Raw genomic sequence first — 18,095 nt, forward strand, 5'->3', positions numbered from 1 at the left:
CAGACTCTGTCCGTACCACCGGACAGGAACCAGCCTGATAAAGACTGTTTCCCGGATGGGTTTATTTCCGTGCCGAGGCTCCCATGCACTGATCTTTCACCATGCCCGAGGAATCTCCATGAACAGCAGCCTGATCGAATCGCTCAAGAAGCGCCGTACCCAGTACGCGCTGGGCAAGAACGTGTCGCTGGGCAAGGATGCCCTCACCACCCTGATAAAGGACGCGATCAAGCACACCCCGTCGTCATTCAACTCGCAGAGCTCGCGCGCCGTGATCCTGTTTGGCGCGCAGAGCGAGAAGTTCTGGTCGCTGACCAAACAGGAGTTGAGCAAGATCGTGCCGGCGGAAGCCTTCGCCCCGACCGCCGCCAAGCTGGACAGCTTCGCCGCCGGCATCGGTACCGTGCTGTTCTACGAGGACCAGTCGGTGGTGGCGGGCCTGCAGGAGAAGTTCGCGCTGTATGCGGACAACTTCCCGGTGTGGTCCGAGCAGGCCGGGGGCATGGCCCAGTTTGCTGTGTGGCTGACCCTGACCGAAGCCGGCCTCGGCGCCAGCCTGCAGCATTACAACCCGGTGGCCGACGAGGCGACCCGGCAGGAATGGAACGTGCCGGCCTCGTGGAAACTGCGCGCACAGATGCCGTTCGGTTCGCACGAAGGCGGCTTCGGCGAAAAGGCTTTCATGGACGACGAGCAGCGCTTTATCGCCGTAGGCTGATCAGCAGCCTGGGCCAAACGCATCACGCGTTCCGGTCACGCATGAGGGCGACACCGCGGTGTCGCCCTTTTTTGCGTCGTCAGGCAGGCCAGTTGAACTCGACCCAGCTGTTGTTGAACTGCGGATCGCCGATACCGCCACCCAGTTTGGCGACGAGCCCCGGCGGAATGCCATCACCCTCGAGCGGCTGGCCATCGGTGAAGTGCGCGCCCAGGGCCTCCAGCTCGGCCAGTCGCTGGCACAACGCGCCGGCGCGGTCGACATCGCGCTCGGGTACGTGACGCAGGCTGATGTCTGGCCGACCGAACTTGCGCAGGCCGCGGGTATGCACCCAATGCCGGCCCTGCGCTTCTTCGTCGTCGCGCAGGATCAACAGATGATTGCGGATCGGCGCGCCGTCCTTCACCAGGTAACGCTGGCGCCAGTCGTCGGCATCGAACAGGCCGAGGATCTGCGGATCGAGCACCGCGACGCCACCGATGTTGAGCAGACCCGCGATCACACCCAGCGTGTCACGCAGATAGCCGGTGTCGGCGCTGTCCTTCAGCGTGCCGCGCAACACCAGCACTTCGGGCGCATCGACCGCACGCTTGTAGGCCTCCGGCGCATCCTCGCGAAACATCCGGCCCAGCGCGCCCTTCAGCGGATAGCCTTCCCACTGGCGCAACGCGGCGTGGTGGTGACTGGTCAGTTCGATGCCCTGCGGCAAGCCCGGGCTGCCGTAGCCATCGGACGGCACGCGCACCGTGTCGAACTTGCCGAACACGTAAAACTGCAGAACGATCTCCTCGTCACTGGCATGCCAGTGCGGGCGTTGCCAGGCAGGAATGGCGATGGGAGTGGTCATGGGGATTCGTTCCTTGGTGATGGGGAGGCGTCGTTGCAGGCAACCGCGAATCGTTCGGCCCAGGCGCCACGCCGCATATGCATCGTCGACGCCGGCACAGGCATGGCCTCAACTATGCCGCGGCACGGCTGGGCTCAGGATGAACGGGCCGTGGAATCGCCTTCACCCAGTGGCAGCACCGACTGCTGCAACTCGATGCGGCCACGTCCCTCGGTGATGTTCTTGAACTCGGCGCGACTCACCGAGACATAACGGTCGTTGCCGCCAATCTCAACCTGCGGCCCCTCGGTGACGGCACGCCCCTGTTCATCCACGCGCACCACCATGGTGGCCTTGCGCCCGGTATGGCAGATCGTCTTGATCTCCTCCAGGTTGTCGGCCCAGGCCAGCAGGTGGCGGCTGCCCTCGAACAGCTCGCCGCGAAAATCGGTGCGCAGGCCGTAGGCCAGCACCGGGATGTTCAACCGGTCGACCACATCGCTGATCTGCCACACCTGCGCCTTGCTCAGGAATTGCGCCTCGTCGACGAATACGCAGTGCAGCGCACCGCGTGCGGCGATATCGGCCTCGACCAGGGCGAACAGGTTCTCGTCGCCACGGAAGCGGCGCGCGTTCGCCTTCAGACCGATGCGCGAGGCCACCACGCCTTCGCCATAGCGGTTGTCCAGCGCCGGCGTGAGGATCAGCGTGCGCATGCCGCGCTCGTGATAGTTGTACGCGCTCTGCAGCAGCGTGGTGGTCTTGCCGGCGTTCATCGCCGAATAATAGAAATAGAGCTTGGCCATCGTGTGTTCCCGTCGAGGCCGACGATAGTACCGCGCCGGCCTTCATCCACTGCCATGCCCCCGAAGCGATGCCCGACCGCGCCACCCGCTCGCGCACCCGAGGCGGTGGTCGAAAGCGGCATGGCCGCGCTACTGCCATCGCCGATCGCCGCATGCCGCTGTCCCCGGCCGGGCATACCCGGGCGCTCTGCTACCATCGAGCGCCGCCTCATCCATCGCATCGATCCATGCTCAACCCGCAACAATTGGCCGCCGTCGAACACTGCGACACCCCCTTGCTGGTGCTCGCTGGCGCCGGCTCCGGCAAGACCAGCGTCATCACGCAGAAAATCGCCTACCTGATCCAGCGCAAGAAGCTGGCGGCCTCGAAGATCGCCGCGATCACCTTCACCAACAAGGCGGCGCGCGAAATGCGCGAGCGCGTGGGCAAGCTCATCAGCGCCGAGGACGCCGCCGCGCTCACCGTGAGCACCTTCCATGCGCTGGGCCTGAAGTTCCTGCAGATCGAACACGAGCGCGCCGGCCTGCGTCGCGGCTTCTCGGTACTGGATGCGGACGACAGCGGCGGCATCGTCAAGGAACTGGCGCCGAAGGGCGTCAAGAACGACGTGCTTTTCAATTTGCGCAACCTGCTCAGCCGCGCCAAGAACTCGGGGCTGTCGCCCGAGGAAGCCATGGCTGCCGCGCGCAGCCCGCGCGAGATCGAGGCAGCCACCATTTATGACCTTTACCAGCAGCGCCTGGCCGCCTTCAATGCGGTGGACTTCGACGATCTGATCCGCCTGCCGCTGCGCATCCTGGAGTCCGACGCCGAATGCCGCGACGCCTGGCGCGAACGCCTGCGCTACCTGCTGGTGGACGAATACCAGGACACCAACGACGCGCAGTACCGTCTGCTTCGCGCGCTGTCCGGCGAGCGCGGCCGCATCACCTGCGTGGGCGACGACGACCAGTCGATCTACGCCTGGCGCGGTGCCAATCCGGAGAACATCGACCAGCTCGGCCGCGACTGGCCGAATCTGCGCGTGATCAAGCTGGAACAGAACTACCGCTGCGGCAAGCGCATCCTGCGTGCGGCGAACAAGCTGATCGCGAACAACCCGCACCTGCACGAAAAGAAGCTGTGGAGCGAACACCCCGAAGGGATGCCAATCCGCGTTCTGGAATGCAAGGAAGCCGAGCACGAGGCCGAAAAAGTCGCCTCCATCGCCACCACGCTGGCCGAGAAACACAAGGCGCGCTGGGACGAGATGGCGATCCTCTACCGCGGCAACTTCCAGGCCCGCCCGCTGGAAAAGGCGCTGCGGCTGGCGCGCGTGCCCTACCACCTCACCGGCGCGCTGAGCTTCCTTGACCGCGAGGAAGTGAAGGACGTGCTGTGTTATCTGCGCCTGCTGACCAACCCCAGCGATGACGCCGCCTTCCTGCGCGTGGTGAACAAGCCCAAACGCGAGATCGGCGCCACCACGCTGGAAAAGCTCGGCCAGTTCGCCCAATCACACCACACCTCACTGCTCGACGTCACCCGCAGTGACAGCGCGCTGCGCCAGCTCAGCCCGCGCCCGGCCGCCGCGCTGGCCGGCTTCTCCAGCCTGATCGACGAACTGCGCAGCGCCTCGCTGCACGAAAGCGCGGCCGACCTGGTCGAACGCATCCTGAAGCGCACCGGCTACGCCGCACAAATCGCCGCCAGCACGCCCGACGCCAGCGTTCGCGAACGCAAGCTGGGCAACCTGAAGGAACTGGCCGACTGGTTCCGCGCCATGCAGAAAGGCAACAACAGCGCCGGCGACCTCGCATCGCAACTCGCCCTGCTCAGCCACGCCGACCGCGACGAACCCGGCAACGCCGTGCGCATGATGACCCTGCACGCCGCCAAGGGCCTGGAATTCCGCTTCGTCTTCATCGTCGGCTGCGAGGATGGCACCCTGCCCCACGAGGGCGCCATCGACGAGGGCCGCATCGACGAGGAACGCCGCCTGATGTACGTCGGCATCACCCGCGCAAAGGAGCTGCTCACCCTGTCGTGGTCGGCTCGCACCAAGCGCTACGGCGAAGTCCACACCAACCAACCCAGCCGCTTCCTGCACGAACTGCCGCAAGACGACCTGCACTGGCAAGGCAAGGACCCGGAAGCTGACAAGGAAGTGGTGCGGGAGACAGCGGAGTCGCACATGGCGAAGATTGCGGCGATGCTGGCGGGAGGGTGAAGCCACGCCAGTCGCGCTCGTCCGGGGGCACATGTGCATCACTCTGGGCGCATCCCGCAAAATGCTATGGTCGGGCTTCACCGGAACACTGCTGACCGCCGCTGCGACTGCGGAATCGCATTCATGACCGACTTCGCCCAACTCCACGCACAGGCTATCGGTGCGTTCAATCGCCACGATTGGCCGCACGTGCTGGCATTGGCGCCCTATGTGCTCTCGATGGCACCGAGCCACGCCGCCACCCATTACATGACGGGCGTCGCGTATTTGGAACAATGCAACCTGTCGCGCGCATTGCCACACCTCCAACGCGCCACGGAATTGGAACCCGCAAATATCGAATTTGCAGCGCGCCTGGCGCGAGCGCTCGCCAATGCCAGGCTCGGAAACGCGGCAAAGGCCGTAGCCGAACGCGTCATGGCGCTCGAACCACAGGATGCGGCCACGCTGGACCTTGTCGGCACCGTCTACGCTGAAACCGGCGCTCCCGATCAAGCCGTTCTGGCATTCCGCCGCGCAGCGACACTCGCGCCGAACCAACCCGTGTTTCGCTACAACCTGGCAACGGCTCTGATAACTATCGGGCAATTCGACGTAGCAGAACGCGAGATCGAAACCTGCCTCACGCAGAATCCGTTGTTCTGGCGCGCGCACCTGGCCATGGCACACCTGCACCGACAATCGCCAACCCGTCAGCATCTGGCACGGCTGCAAACGCTGCTGGAGCAGCATGATGATGACCGCGACGCACGCCTGTGCCTGAACCTTGCGCTGGCCAAGGGACATGAGGACCTCGGGGATTACCCGCAGGCCTTCAGGCACCTTGCGCAGGGCAAGCAAGCCGCCAAGGAAATGATCGATTACTCGAGCGCGCAAGACGAGGCAATCTTCGCCGCGCTGTTACGCACCTTTCCGGATGTGCAGGCACCCGGCAGTGGCTCTCCCAGTACAGAGCCGATCTTCGTGTTCGGCATGCCTCGCAGTGGCACCACTCTGGTGGAGCGCATCCTCACCAGTCATCCGGACGTGCATGGAGCGGGAGAGCTGCAGAACTTTGGCATGACGGTTGGACGTGCCTGGAACAGCCCAACACCATTCTGGCTTGACCCTGCCCCCTCCGCCCGAGTGCGCAACATTGACTGGCCACGTCTCGGCACAAACTACCTCGCCAGTACGCGACCCGACACCGGCCATACGCCACACTTCGTCGACAAGTTTCCGTTCAACTTCCTCTACGCCGGATTCATCGCCCGCGCGTTGCCGAACGCAAAAATGATCTGCTTGCGGCGTCACCCAATGGATACCTGCCTGGGTAATTTCCGTCAGATGTTCGGAGAGAAGCTGCCTTACTACCATTTTTCCTTCGACCTGCTTGATATCGGTCGTTATTACATCTTGTTCGACCGCCTGATGGCGCATTGGCGCAAGGTGCTTCCTGGGCGCATTCTGGAAGTGGACTACGAATCATTGGTCGCCACCCCGGAGTCCACCATTCGCCAGTTGCTTGCGCACTGCAATCTCCCATGGCACGACGACTGTCTGCACTTCGAGCACAACCCGGCACCGGTGATAACCGCCAGCGCGCTGCAGGTGCGCAAGCCAATGTTCCACTCCTCGGTCGGCCGCTGGAAGCGCTATGCCTCCGAGCTGGAAGGGCTGCGCAGCCTGCTGCATGACGCGGGCATCGACACCATCGATTGAACAACCCGCTGTATTGAGTTGAAACGCGGTACCGTTATCCGTCATCCACTCACATCACACAACCATGACCGACTCCTCTGCGCTATTCCTCGAACTCACTCGCGCCTTCAATCAGCGAGCATGGTCAAAGGCGCAGGCTCTGGCTGAGCGGTTGTTGCCGCTGGCGCCGCAACATGCCACCACGCACTACATCGCGGGCGTGGCCGCGCTCGAATTGCAGCAGATGCCACAAGCGCTCACCCACCTGCATGTCGCCGCCGAACTCGCCCCTGCGCGAGGTGACTTTGTCACCCAGTTTGCCAAGGCGCTGTCCCTGGTCAAGATGACGCGCGAGGCACGCGAGGCGGCCGACAAGGCCATGGCACTGAATCCGGGTGACCCCATCACACTGGACACACTGGGCGTGGTCTACACGCAAACGCACGATCATGACAAGGCGGCCGAAGCATTTCGCCGCGCAGCTGCGCTGAAGCCAGCGCACGCACCGTACCGCTTCAATCTCGCCACTGCACTGATCGCCACAGGTGCGATCAACGATGCCGAAACCGAATTGGAAGCCTGCATCCATATCGATCCATGCTGGTGGAAGGCCCATCTCACCCTGGCCCAGCTGCGCCGACAGACACCAACCCTCAATCACCTCGCACGACTGCAGTCCCTGCTTTCCGGACAAGACGACAATCTCGATGCGCAGACCTGGCTGCACATGGCGCTGGCCAAGGAGTGCGAGGACTGCGCCGATTACCCCGCTGCATTCGAGCATTACACCCGCGGCAAGACCGCAGCTGGCGCGGGCCGCGGCTACGACATCGCGCAGGATGAGGCGCTGTTCGCCGCCATCGCAGCGACATTTCCGGTGCCACAAGCTGCCACGACAGGCTGCCTGTCAGACGAGCCGATCTTCGTGATCGGCATGCCGCGCAGTGGCACCACACTGGTGGAACGTATCATCAGCAGCCATCCGGACGTCCATTCCGCTGGTGAGCTGATGCACTTCGGCCTGGCACTGAAGCGTTCCTCCGGCAGCAGTACGCCGCTGGTGATCGACCCGGATACCATCGCCCGCGCGCAAACGCCGGACTGGGGCCGCCTTGGCGCCGACTATCTGGCCAGTACCCGCCCCGCTACTGGCCATACGCCACGCTTCATCGACAAGCTGCCGCACAATTTTCTCTACGTTGGCTGGATTGCTCACGCTCTGCCAAACGCAAAGATCATCTGCCTGCGCCGCGACCCGCTGGATACCTGCCTCAGTAATTTCCGCCAACTGTTCGCGGCACAATCACCGTATTACAGCTACTCCTTCGACCTGCTCGATACCGGACGCTACTATGCGCTGTTCGATCGACTGATGGCACACTGGCAGCGCGCATTCCCCGACCGGATACTTGAAGTGCAGTATGAAAAGCTGGTCGACTCACAGGAGGCCCGCACGCGCGATTTGCTCGCGTTCTGCGGGCTGTCCTGGCATGACGACTGTCTGCATTTCGAGCACAACGCCGCGCCGGTGAACACCGCCAGCGCCGTGCAGGTACGCGCTCCCGTGTATCGCAGTGCATTGCAGCGCTGGCGGAAGTACGAGCCACAGCTGGCCGGCCTCAAGCAGGTGCTGACCGATGCAGGCATTGCGATCGACGCCTGACATTCCGTCGTCGCACAAACGAAAGCGGCCCCGCACGCGGGGCCGCTTTTTTTGATTTACGCAAAGAACGCGACGATCAGCCGCCCTTTCCGAACTTGTAGTTCGCCTCCAGATAAATCGCACGACCGAACACGTCGTAATTGTCGGTGTTGTACGGCGTCCCTGTGGTTCCGGGATAGCTGTGATCCACTGGCGGCATCTTGTCGAACAAGTTGTTCACCAGCAGCGACAGACCAAGGTTCTCCATCGGGTTGTAGGTCACGCTGGCATTCCACTTGACCCACGGAGCCAGCTTGCCGGTACCCGGCTTGGTGTAACTATCCAGTTGCGAGGCCAGATAGTTTGGCGTGCTGCCATAACGGTTCACGTACAGCGTGGTGCTCCACTTGTCCTTCATCCAGGTAAGTGACGCATTGCCCTTGGTCTTGAAGTCCGTGCTGTAGCCCGGATGACGCAACTCATCGACCGGCTTGTCCTGCGGATAATCCTGATAGGTATGCTTCAATTCGTCCGAGTACGAAGCATTCAGCGTCAAGTTGCCAAAACGACCAATGTCGAAGATGTAGGCGAAATGCGCCGTGATGGCATTGACCTGCTCCTTGCTCACGTTCACCTTCGGCGTGGTGATGTTCGTGATCTGGCCAAGCAAGCCGCCACTGCCCGGACCACGCGTGATCAGGCTAAACGCCGTCGTGCACTTCGTCGACGTGGCGTCATAAGTGCCGATATCGCACAGGTACTCGTCATTCGACAGACCATCCGAGCTCAACTGGTTGACCTCGTTGCTGATATCCCAATGCAGATAATCCACGCTGACCGACATGCGCTCGAGTGGCGCCCATACCACGCCATAACTCCACACCTTGGCTGTGATCGGCTTCAACGCCGGATTGCCATAAGTGGTACCGCTGAATTGCTCACCGTTGAACGGTGCCGGACACTTCGATGCATTGGCGCCACTGAAGCCCAACCTGCCGCAATTCAGATAGTCAAACACTGAGTTGTAGTATCCGCTGGGGCGCTGGTACTCATCGGACAGCGTAGGCACCTTGAACGCGGTGCCGTAGCGACCACGCAGCAGCAACGAATCAAACGGGCGGTATTCGATGCCCAGATTGTAGGTGCCGTGGCTGACATCCTTGCCGGATACCTTGTAGCTGTCGTAGCGACCGGAAACATCCATCGTGACCTGCTTGAGCAGCGGCAGCCTGACTTCGGTAGTCGCGGCGTAGCGTGAACGATGACCCGCGCCCGGAGTAGCACTGGTGCCCCACACGTACGGGGTCTGGTTACCATTGATGGTCACGGTCTGCAGCAGCCGTGAGTCGGGCGTGGAATCCCAGCCCTCGTTGCCGCCTTCCAGCACCACAGCGATGCCCGCATCGCCGCCAGGAAGGCTGAACAACGACGTATTGGTCAACTGGCCGCGGATCAGGTTATCCCAAGTCTTGGAGTATGAATCGGTATAACCCGTGAAGCTGCGGAAATCAGAGTTTGAAACCGGCTCGTAAAGTCCTGCGTAATTGGGCTCGAATACTGGATAGCCGGAATAGGTGCCCTGTTGCGGGCCCAGCACATGAGTTGAGAAGTATTTTTCCATTGGCAACGCAAATCGCTGGAAAGTGTGATCCAGCAGCTTGTCATCCGAATGGGTGAAACCGAGATCGTAATCCCAATTCGACTGGCCAAACGTACCCTTGGCACCAAAGGTCAGCATGTAGGAGTTTTCAACCTCCTTGTTCATGATGTGCTGGTAGCCACCCACCTCTTCAGGCGAAAAGGCGTGCTGGGCGAGCATGAGCCGTTGCAAGCCCGGGTCATAGTAATAACCACCGCCGGCGGCAGCGGCGACAACATTGCTGCCCCAGAACATGGTGCTGCTGCCGTTGGTGAAACGCTTGTCCGAATAGCTGTAAAGCAGATCCCCGTAAAGCTCCACGTTGTCACTGATATCAACCGTGTTGTGCGTATAGAAGCTGGCGCTGTGCTTGCCAGACTGGACCGTCCCGGCACCCGGCGTGTATTGCGAGCCACAGTAGTAGCCGCTGCCTTGGCGGTACTGCTTGCCTTCCGTGCCGCCCCACTGACTGGAGACATTGGCGCAATTGTCCGGATCCAGGAACTGATAGCCCGTACTTCCGGGAATCAGGTTATGCGGATCCGCAAAATTGTAGGCACTGGTAAACAGATAGTCGCGCGATGCCGTCGCCGGCGTAGTGCCTTGGGTGTAGAACTGCTTGGTCAGGTCGCGGTCCCGGGTCCAGATCGGTGAGGTGTTCTCAACCTGCACGCCCACCAGCGAGTTCCATGCGCCTACGCTGAAGCTGTCGGCAAAGCTGATGCGCCGATCGGCACCACCACCCCCCGTGTGCCAGCCGTAGCGAGCATCCACAACCGGTGCGTCGATATGCTTCTTGAGGACGATATTGATGACACCGGCAATGGCATCGGAGCCATACAGCGAAGATTGGCCACCCGGCAGAATGTCGATGTGATCGACCATGTCCATCGGGATGCCGCTGATGCTGTTGAAGGTGTCGCTGCCGTTATACAGGCCAGGGAAGTTGCCCATCGGGCGACCATCGATGAGATACTTTGTGAAGCCCACTGGCAATCCGAACATGCTCAATGTTTCGGCACCAGTCGTGAAAGAATTGGTGTCTTGCATGCCCTGCACGCTGCCCGTGGCGAACGAAGCCTGTTGCAGCGCTTGCGCCACCGTAGTGAAACCGCGAGCCTTCATGTCCGCCGCAGTGATCGTGATGATCGGTGTGGCCGTCTCGACCTGTGTCTGCGGGATCAGCGAGCCCGTCACCGTGATCGTTTGCAGCTTCTTGGCCTTGTTGGCGTCGACCTGCTGCGCAGACGCCGCATCCTGTTGCGAGCCGGTCGCCGCTTGAGCAGAAAGATCTCCTGCGTATGCCGACGAGTAACCGAACGCCAAGGCCGCCACGACGGCAACCGCAAGTTTGGATTTCAACATATTGTTCCCCTACCCTGAATTTACTGTATCCAAATTGGCGCGCCCCCCGGCGACCCACTCCCGCCAACATCTATTCGAGTCGAGCACCCACCTCTGCGGATATGACGTTGACCCGATCCCTGGCAGGAGATCTGTTACTTCCTGCCCCTCGGCGATTTAACACGTTCGTCACCAAATCCGCAATCTAAAGCATGTCGATATTACAAGCTTGGAATCAAATCGAATTAATTTACGATTTCCGTAAATTAATTCGATTTGAAGTTAATTCACGCCTCCCTCGCGGCTAGCAGCCATACGCGACAACCTGAAACTATCGTGCCAGTCTGCGAGAGAAACCAAGTCATGGCCGTCTGTGCTCGGCCACTTACCGGAACGGCCTCACGCAACAGATGCCAGCATGACCCAGTCCTCGAGATCGACCAGCACGCGGTGGCCCCTGATTGATGGTGGCGCATCCGTCTGTACGCCATGGCTGCACAGACATGCTCGCGTTCGACATGCAGAGGCCGTCTGCCAGGTAGCCAGCCAATACCTTCAGCAGTACGCGGATGTATTGCCCATCCAGCCATGCTCGCGTCTGGCCGAACGTCGCCCGGCAATCACGATATCCCTTGCATCCGCTGATCGTCGCGCGCCATTCACGTCCCGACCCAATCGACACCATAGGCCTGCACGTTGGTCGAGCACCCGAAATGCGTAGCCAAGATCATTGGGTCCCATCCACAACAAAAAAGGAGGCGACATATGTCGCCTCCTTTTCATGGTCATCGTTTCCCCGGATCAGAACTTGTAGTTCAGACGACCGAAGAACGTACGGCCATACCAGTCATACTGTGAGGCATACAGCGGCGTGTTGCCGATGGTGCTGCCTGAGGATGGCGAGATCAGGTCCGGTGCCTTGTCGAACAAGTTGCGGACACCGAACATCAGGCCCCAGTTGCCTCTTTCCCAGGTTGCCGACACGTTGTGCAGGAACTGCCAACCCGCCTTGATATCGCGCGTGGCATCGTCGTAACCCGAGTAGGTGAAGTTGCGGGTGTAGTCGTTCTGGGTGCTGCTGACGTAACGACCCTGCCAGGCATAGGTCCAGTCACCGCGCTTCAAACTGAGATCGGCAACGCCCACCGTCTTGGGACGACCGATATAGCCCACCTGATTCTCCTTGGTGAAACCACTGGCCTCTGCGCTGCTGAACAGCAGCGTGGTGTCTTCGATGGTGTACGTCACCTGCGCATCGGCCGACAACTTGCCAAACGAAAAATCATTGTCGTAGTTGATCTGCAGGTCGTAACCACGGGTACGCTCGCGGTTGATGTTGATGTACGAACCGTAGACATCCGTGATCATGTAGGGGTTGCCCGGGTCATTACCCGGTTTGCGCTTGATCTGATCGCAGAAGGCATTCGGGTACGTCGCGCTTCCATAGCAACCGGCAATCACGTCACCTGCACTGAGGTTGGTGATCTCGCCATGCACGTTATAGTCGAAGTAATCCACCGCCACGTTGAGGTTGGCGAAGCTCGGCGTCCAGACAAAACCCAAACTCTTGGCCCTGGAAGTTTCAGGCATCAAGTGACCCTTGCCGCCACCGGAATGAATCAGGGCCGAGGACCCGGCACCATTGTAATCGGCGGGAATGCCTGCTGCCGCGCAATTGGTGCGAATGCGATCATTCGTGCTGTCTCCCCACAGGATGCATGGGTCGATCGTCGTCTGCGCCTGGAACCCGGTCTGGTCGCCAAGGTATAGCTCATACAGGCCGGGTGCACGATACGAGGTGCCGATCGTGCCGCGAATACGGAACGTGGGCGTGATCTGCCAATTGAGCCCGGCCTTCCAGACTTGGTCGTGGCCATCCACGGTGCCGTATTTGAACACGCGACCGGACACATCTGCCGTCAGCGATTCAATGGCCGGGATTCCCTTGAGCAACGGCACGCTGATCTCGGCGAAGGCTTCCTTGACGTTGTCGGTACCGTAGGTCCGGTTCGCCGACGTATAGCCCCATTGCATCTTGTCCAGCGCGAGCTGACTGGGCTGGTCATCGATCTTGTAATGGCGGTATTCGACACCGAACGCAGAAGCGACGTCGCCCGCTGGCAGGGTGAACAGGTTGCCGGTAGCGATGGCGTTGACGGTAGCCTGCGTGTACACCGTGTTGCCGGTGTCCAACACGCCGATGGTGTTGACCAGCTCCTTCATGCGCGCCCCGCTCAGGAAACCCGGGTCGAAGTAGTTGACCAGGGCGTCACCGGAACCGTCGAGACTGAGGTCACCGGTCTTCGAGGTATCGATATCCAGGTGACGGTAATCACCGTCGGAACGGCTATAACCGGCGTTGACTTCCCAACCCCAGCTGTCGGTAGAGGTGAACAGACCTTCGAGCTTGGTCGTGCCGTAAATGTAGTTCACCGACTCCGTGCCGTTGTCAGGGAACGGCATGATGGGCTCATACACATTCGACAGATCGGGCGCCATCGGACCATCGGAAACGAGCGGGAAGAACTGGCGATAGGAATGGGTCTTGCTGGTGCGGTGATTGACCAACCACTGCGTCTTCCAGTTCACGCTGCCGAAGCTGAAATCGGTAGCCAGGTAGGCGCTGACGCGTTGACGCGCGCTGATGGCATCACTGTCGCCGTAAAACGGATAGTTCAGCACATCCTCGTAATAAGCCTTGCCGCCATTCGCATAGGACGGCGTGGGATACGGACGCGGGTGGTAACCCGGGAACGGCCCGATCGTGCTGCCATCCTTGGAGGGTACGTAACGGACTCGGGAATTGACGTACTTGATGATCGTGTTTGCGTACAGATTGTTGCACCCGGCCAGGCCAGACCCTTCCAGAATGGAGTGGTCTGCGCGGTCGATGCGCTGTCCGTCCTTGCCCCAGACGCGGTCCTGGTTGCAGTTGAGGAAGTCGCGGTCGCCCACTTGCAGTGCCTTGAGCTTGTCAAACTGCACGGCGGCGACGATGCTGCCGTTGCTGAAGTTCCAGCCATCGCCAAACGAGAACGTGTACTGCTCGCCGCCGCCATGTTCCGGCACGCTGGCGGCAAGGGAAAGTTCCGGGCGGTCCATGCTCTTCTTGGTAATCAGGTTGACTGCGCCGGCCAGCGCATCCGAGCCGTAGATTGAAGAGGAGCCATCCTTGACGATTTCGATACGCGAAAGGATGACCTGTGGAATCACGTTGAGGTCGAATGCTCCCACCTGGCCACGAGTTCCGGCAGGGCCGGGACGCTGACCATCAAGCAGTACCAGCGTGCGATTGGCGCCCAGGCCGCGCAGGTTGACCGTCTGCACGCCGGTGCCGCCTTCCACGACGTAGCCACCGAACTGGCCATTGATCTGCGTGGAGCCAGCCGCCGCTGTGGTGGTCTGCAGGATGCTTGCGGTGTCGAATTGACCGGCAGCAAGACTGGTCTTGATTTCGATCACCTGCACCGGCGAGGTCGTCTCGTATTCCGGGCGCTTCAGCAGCGAACCGGTGACGGTAACCGTCTCCAGGCTCTTGGCCTTGGCATTTTCCTTGGTGTTGTCGCTATTGCTGCTCGACTGACTGGTCGCCGCCGTGGACGACTGCTCCTGCGCGAAAGCAGGCATGACCTGAAGCGCCGCCACGACAGCGATGGCCAGCGGCAGGCGGCGAAGCCCGCGTTGCACGTACTTGTTCATGGATCTCTCCCTCCCCAAATGATGCGCAAGAAATTACGCATTCGTTACACAAACGTTCAGCGAATGTAGCCACATTGTGACTTGAAACGCAATATCACACGATTTACGCAGAAATATTCTTACAAGCCACCGGGGCCGCAATCATTTGCGAGATAGTCGGCGATCAGCTTCAGCGTTTCGCGCTGTTGTCGTGGGTACCACGGCATGCTGTGGGGCATGTCGGCTATCACGTGGTACTGCGCAGGGACCGTACCCTTGACGGCCTTGTAGAAATCGCGCGGATGGAATGGCGGCACGCGCACGTCGCGATCGCCGCCGAACAGCATGATCGGCAGGTGCGCCTTGGCCGTGTTCTGCATGGGATCCATGCCCTTGACCGTTCGCCCCTGCAGAATGCGTTGCAGGCGGTTGTCGCTCCAGGATGTGCCGAGCCGGCCGAGGTTGGCCACCGGCGCGCCGGCAATTGCGCACTGGAATGGCGAAGGCGCGCGCACATCGGCAGCAATCGCGGCAAAGCCTCCGTAGGAGTAGCCGAAGATGGCGATCCGGTCCTTTGCAGCAAAGTGTTGCGACACCAACCAGGCAGCACCGTCGTCCAGGTCATCGGACATCTTCAGGCCCCATTGCTTGTCGCCGGCCAGCCACAGACTGCGCCCCAGCCCCTCGGAGCCACGGTACTGCGGGCGAAGCACGGCATAGCCGCGTGAAACCAGCAGCGGCACCCAGCCCGAGACGTCCCAACCGGTATAGTCACGGGCCCATGGGCCGCCGTGGGGCAACACGATGGCCGGTGCCGGCGCATCGCCCTGCTTCCAGCCGATCGGCAAGTCCAGGATCGCGGGAATCTCGCGCCCGTCACGCGCCGTGTAGGTCACCCAGCGCTCGTCCACGTCCAGGCCCTTGCCCAGCCACGGGCGCTGACTCCCCAGGTTCGCGACTTCCTTGTTCCGTATCAGGTGATAGGCAATGGGCGTACCCGGGCCTTGCGTGCTGAACAGCACCGTGGAAAAGTCGTCCGTGTAGTCGGATATCGCGACCTGCTGGTTCGGGAATGCCTTGCGGATGCTTGCCTGGATCGCCTTCAGCGTGGGATCGACGTACACCGTCTGCCGATACGGTCCATCCACCACGAAACCGACGATCTGATTGAAATTGGCGCGCCGGGCGCTGAACAACAACCCGCCGATGGAATAGTCCTTGTCGGCAACCACCGGTTCCGTGTCGTAAGCATGCAGCGCGGGGTCGTACAGGCGCGCCTGGATCTTGTCCGAGAACTGGTCGGTCAGGATGTAGTACTTGCCGGTCGTGTCGTCGATGCCTGCAACGTTCACTGAATGCCGATCCGAAAGCTTCGTTGTCAGTGGCGCCTGCAGCTCGAATTGTCCGGTCTTGGCATTCAGCAAGAGCACGTGCTGCTCATAATCGCCACTGATCGGGACGATCTCGGTCTTGGCCAGCACCTTGCCCGTGCGCGAATCGAACAGCGATGGCGTAGCACGCGTGCCACCCCGGAACAGCAACTCCATCTCCCGCGTTTTCAGGTTGTAGAGGTAGTAACTGGACGTCAGGCTGATTTCGCTGAGCTGGCGGATGATTACCCGATCAGGATCCAGCGGCAGCATGTTGACCAGCGACGCGGTACCACCCAATTCCAGACAGCGTTGGGTTCTCTGGCTGATGCCAAGCTTGTGCGTATCGCTGGCGAAAGCCTCGTCGAATGTCTTTTGATCGTTCCCGGTGAGGTAAGGCTTGGTCATGAAAGTGCGAGTCGCGCCGGTGACCTTGCCCTCGCCGCAGCCACCCAGCTCGCCGGTCCATTCCTGACGACCCACCGCAAGAATCTTGCCTGCCTTCAATGCGACCGCGGCAATGAATTTCATGTGGTCACCGGAAGGCGTTACCACCTTGGGTCCGGAGGACAGCGAGTCCGTGTCCCAAGTGGCCAGCGCCGTCTCGTCAGGGTTCTTCGGCGAGGGAATGAGACCTACCAGGCGCTTGCCGTCGGGACTGAGTGTTACCGACTGCAGCGCCGGCAAGCGTGCCAAGTCCTCGATTGCCACGGGCTTGGACGGCAATGCCTGGACTTGCGTCGTGGCAGCCGTCAGGACACCCGCGAGCAGGGCTCGCAAGAACGTGTGTTGCATATCGATTTTCTCCCCTTGAATTCGTGGCCCCCGCCACAGTGCTGGAACTTGCTATCGCAAATCGCAATTAATTGCGACGATAACAGAATCGAGGGCGCCAGGAAGAGTTGGCAGCAGACGGGCCCATTGCCTCGAACTACCGCAGGACAGGTGGGGACGGGATCGCATGTTTGTACGGGGTAACCGCGCAGATGCGCCCGTGAAGTCGAGGCGAGGCTTGCTCCAGCCCGGCGAACCGAGCGGTGGAGTAATGCCGCCTCAGATCAAGCGCGCTGCCTCCAACTCCCGCTTCAAATACGCGTAGTAGATCGGTGCGGCGACTACGCCGGCCAGGCCGAAGGCGGCTTCCATCACCAGCATCGCCACCAGCAATTCCCAGGCGCGGGCGTGGATGCGGCTGCCGACGATGCGGGCGTTGAGGAAGTATTCCAGCTTGTGGATCACCACCAGGAAGACCAGCGCTGCCACGCCCACCCACAGCGACACCGACAGCGCGGCGATGGTCACCGCGGTATTGGAGATGAGGTTGCCGATCACCGGCAGCAGGCCGACCACGAAGGTCAGCGCCACCAGGGTCTTGGACAGCGGCACGTGGATGCCCAGCAGCGGCAGCACGCCGAGCAGGAACACGGCGGTGAACACGGCATTGATCAGGGCAATCTTGATCTGCGCGAACACGATGTCGTGGAACGCCTCGGCCAATCGCCGGCAACGTTCCGCCAGCGCGTTGGCCAGCGGACCGGAACGATGCGCCGGGCGCGCATGACTCAGCGCCACGATCGCGCCCAGCACCAGCCCGATGATGATGTGCACCAGCGCCCGCGCGGTTTCCTTGCCGGCCAGTTGCAGCCGGCCGGCATGCTTGTGGGTCAGTTCCATCGCCATCAGGCGCAGCTCGTCCACGCTGTCGGGCAGGCGCGCGGTGATCGCTGCGGGCAACTGCTGGCGCGCCTTTTCCACCAGCGGCATCAACTGTTCGCGCCAGAGCAGTTCGGGGTCGCCGATCTCGTTGCGGAAAAAGCTGACCAACCCCAGCACCAGCAGCACCAGCAAGCCCACCAGCACCACACCCAGCACCGCCACCACCAGCATCCGTGCGCGCTCGCCCGAGATGCGTCGCCCCAGCAACGGTGTGGCTGCCTGCACCAGCTCGTACACCAGGAGGCCCGCCAGCAAGGCGGGCAGCAGGCGCAACCACAGCACCAGCAGCAACGCGATACCGGCCAGCACCATGCTGGCGATGCGGGTACCGGAAAAAATGGACGAAGTGGGCTCCATGCGCACCGCCGATCATGAGGGACCATCGCAGTCTGTCAGCCCGACGCGGTGGCCGCCAGCCCGCCGGGACCCATGCCGGGCCCCTCGTTCATGCGGGGGCCGGCGGCAC

The 18,095-nt window shown here is 61.4% G+C and carries 10 protein-coding genes; 4 read left to right on the forward strand and 6 right to left on the reverse strand.

Annotated features, from left to right (window positions below; genetic code table 11):
* The first annotated feature begins 118 nt into the window (after positions 1 to 118).
* Positions 119 to 718, forward strand: a complete 600-nt coding sequence (locus BMY90_RS06330) for a nitroreductase family protein (RefSeq protein WP_092702580.1) — start codon at positions 119 to 121, stop codon at positions 716 to 718.
* 79 nt (positions 719 to 797) lie between these two features.
* Here BMY90_RS06330 and BMY90_RS06335 read toward each other — a convergent pair whose 3' ends face one another.
* Together BMY90_RS06335 and BMY90_RS06340 are read right to left on the reverse strand one after the other, a co-directional pair.
* Positions 798 to 1,565: a hypothetical protein gene (locus tag BMY90_RS06335; protein WP_175481511.1), complete on the reverse strand. Its 768-nt coding sequence runs from the start codon at positions 1,563 to 1,565 to the stop codon at positions 798 to 800.
* 134 nt (positions 1,566 to 1,699) lie between these two features.
* On the reverse strand, positions 1,700 to 2,350 hold the full coding sequence (locus tag BMY90_RS06340) for a thymidine kinase (RefSeq protein WP_092702584.1): 651 nt from the start codon (positions 2,348 to 2,350) through the stop codon (positions 1,700 to 1,702).
* A 227-nt stretch (positions 2,351 to 2,577) separates the two neighbouring features.
* On the opposite strand from BMY90_RS06340, the gene BMY90_RS06345 reads away from it, so the two are divergent.
* From BMY90_RS06345 to BMY90_RS06355, 3 genes are all read left to right on the forward strand, one after another.
* Positions 2,578 to 4,560, forward strand: a complete 1,983-nt coding sequence (locus BMY90_RS06345) for a UvrD-helicase domain-containing protein (protein WP_092702586.1) — start codon at positions 2,578 to 2,580, stop codon at positions 4,558 to 4,560.
* A 123-nt stretch (positions 4,561 to 4,683) separates the two neighbouring features.
* Positions 4,684 to 6,261 (forward strand): tetratricopeptide repeat-containing sulfotransferase family protein, encoded by a 1,578-nt coding sequence (locus BMY90_RS06350; RefSeq protein WP_092702588.1) that lies wholly within the window; start codon positions 4,684 to 4,686, stop codon positions 6,259 to 6,261.
* A gap of 64 nt (positions 6,262 to 6,325) precedes the next feature.
* Positions 6,326 to 7,903, forward strand: a complete 1,578-nt coding sequence (locus BMY90_RS06355; protein WP_092702590.1) for a tetratricopeptide repeat-containing sulfotransferase family protein — start codon at positions 6,326 to 6,328, stop codon at positions 7,901 to 7,903.
* 76 nt (positions 7,904 to 7,979) lie between these two features.
* Here BMY90_RS06355 and BMY90_RS06360 read toward each other — a convergent pair whose 3' ends face one another.
* From BMY90_RS06360 to BMY90_RS06375, 4 genes are all read right to left on the reverse strand, one after another.
* A complete protein-coding gene (locus BMY90_RS06360; RefSeq protein WP_092702592.1) occupies positions 7,980 to 10,886 on the reverse strand; it encodes a TonB-dependent receptor domain-containing protein in 2,907 nt (968 codons plus the stop codon).
* A 780-nt stretch (positions 10,887 to 11,666) separates the two neighbouring features.
* A complete protein-coding gene (locus BMY90_RS06365) occupies positions 11,667 to 14,564 on the reverse strand; it encodes a TonB-dependent receptor domain-containing protein (protein ID WP_092702594.1) in 2,898 nt (965 codons plus the stop codon).
* A 119-nt stretch (positions 14,565 to 14,683) separates the two neighbouring features.
* On the reverse strand, positions 14,684 to 16,708 hold the full coding sequence (locus BMY90_RS06370; protein WP_092702596.1) for an alpha/beta hydrolase family protein: 2,025 nt from the start codon (positions 16,706 to 16,708) through the stop codon (positions 14,684 to 14,686).
* A 258-nt stretch (positions 16,709 to 16,966) separates the two neighbouring features.
* Positions 16,967 to 17,986, reverse strand: coding sequence for an AI-2E family transporter (locus BMY90_RS06375; protein WP_092702598.1), 1,020 nt, complete (start codon positions 17,984 to 17,986; stop codon positions 16,967 to 16,969).
* Between the last annotated feature and the right edge of the window lie 109 nt (positions 17,987 to 18,095).

Origin of the sequence: Rhodanobacter glycinis, assembly GCF_900114325.1 — a bacterium.
GTDB lineage: Bacteria > Pseudomonadota > Gammaproteobacteria > Xanthomonadales > Rhodanobacteraceae > Rhodanobacter_A > Rhodanobacter_A glycinis.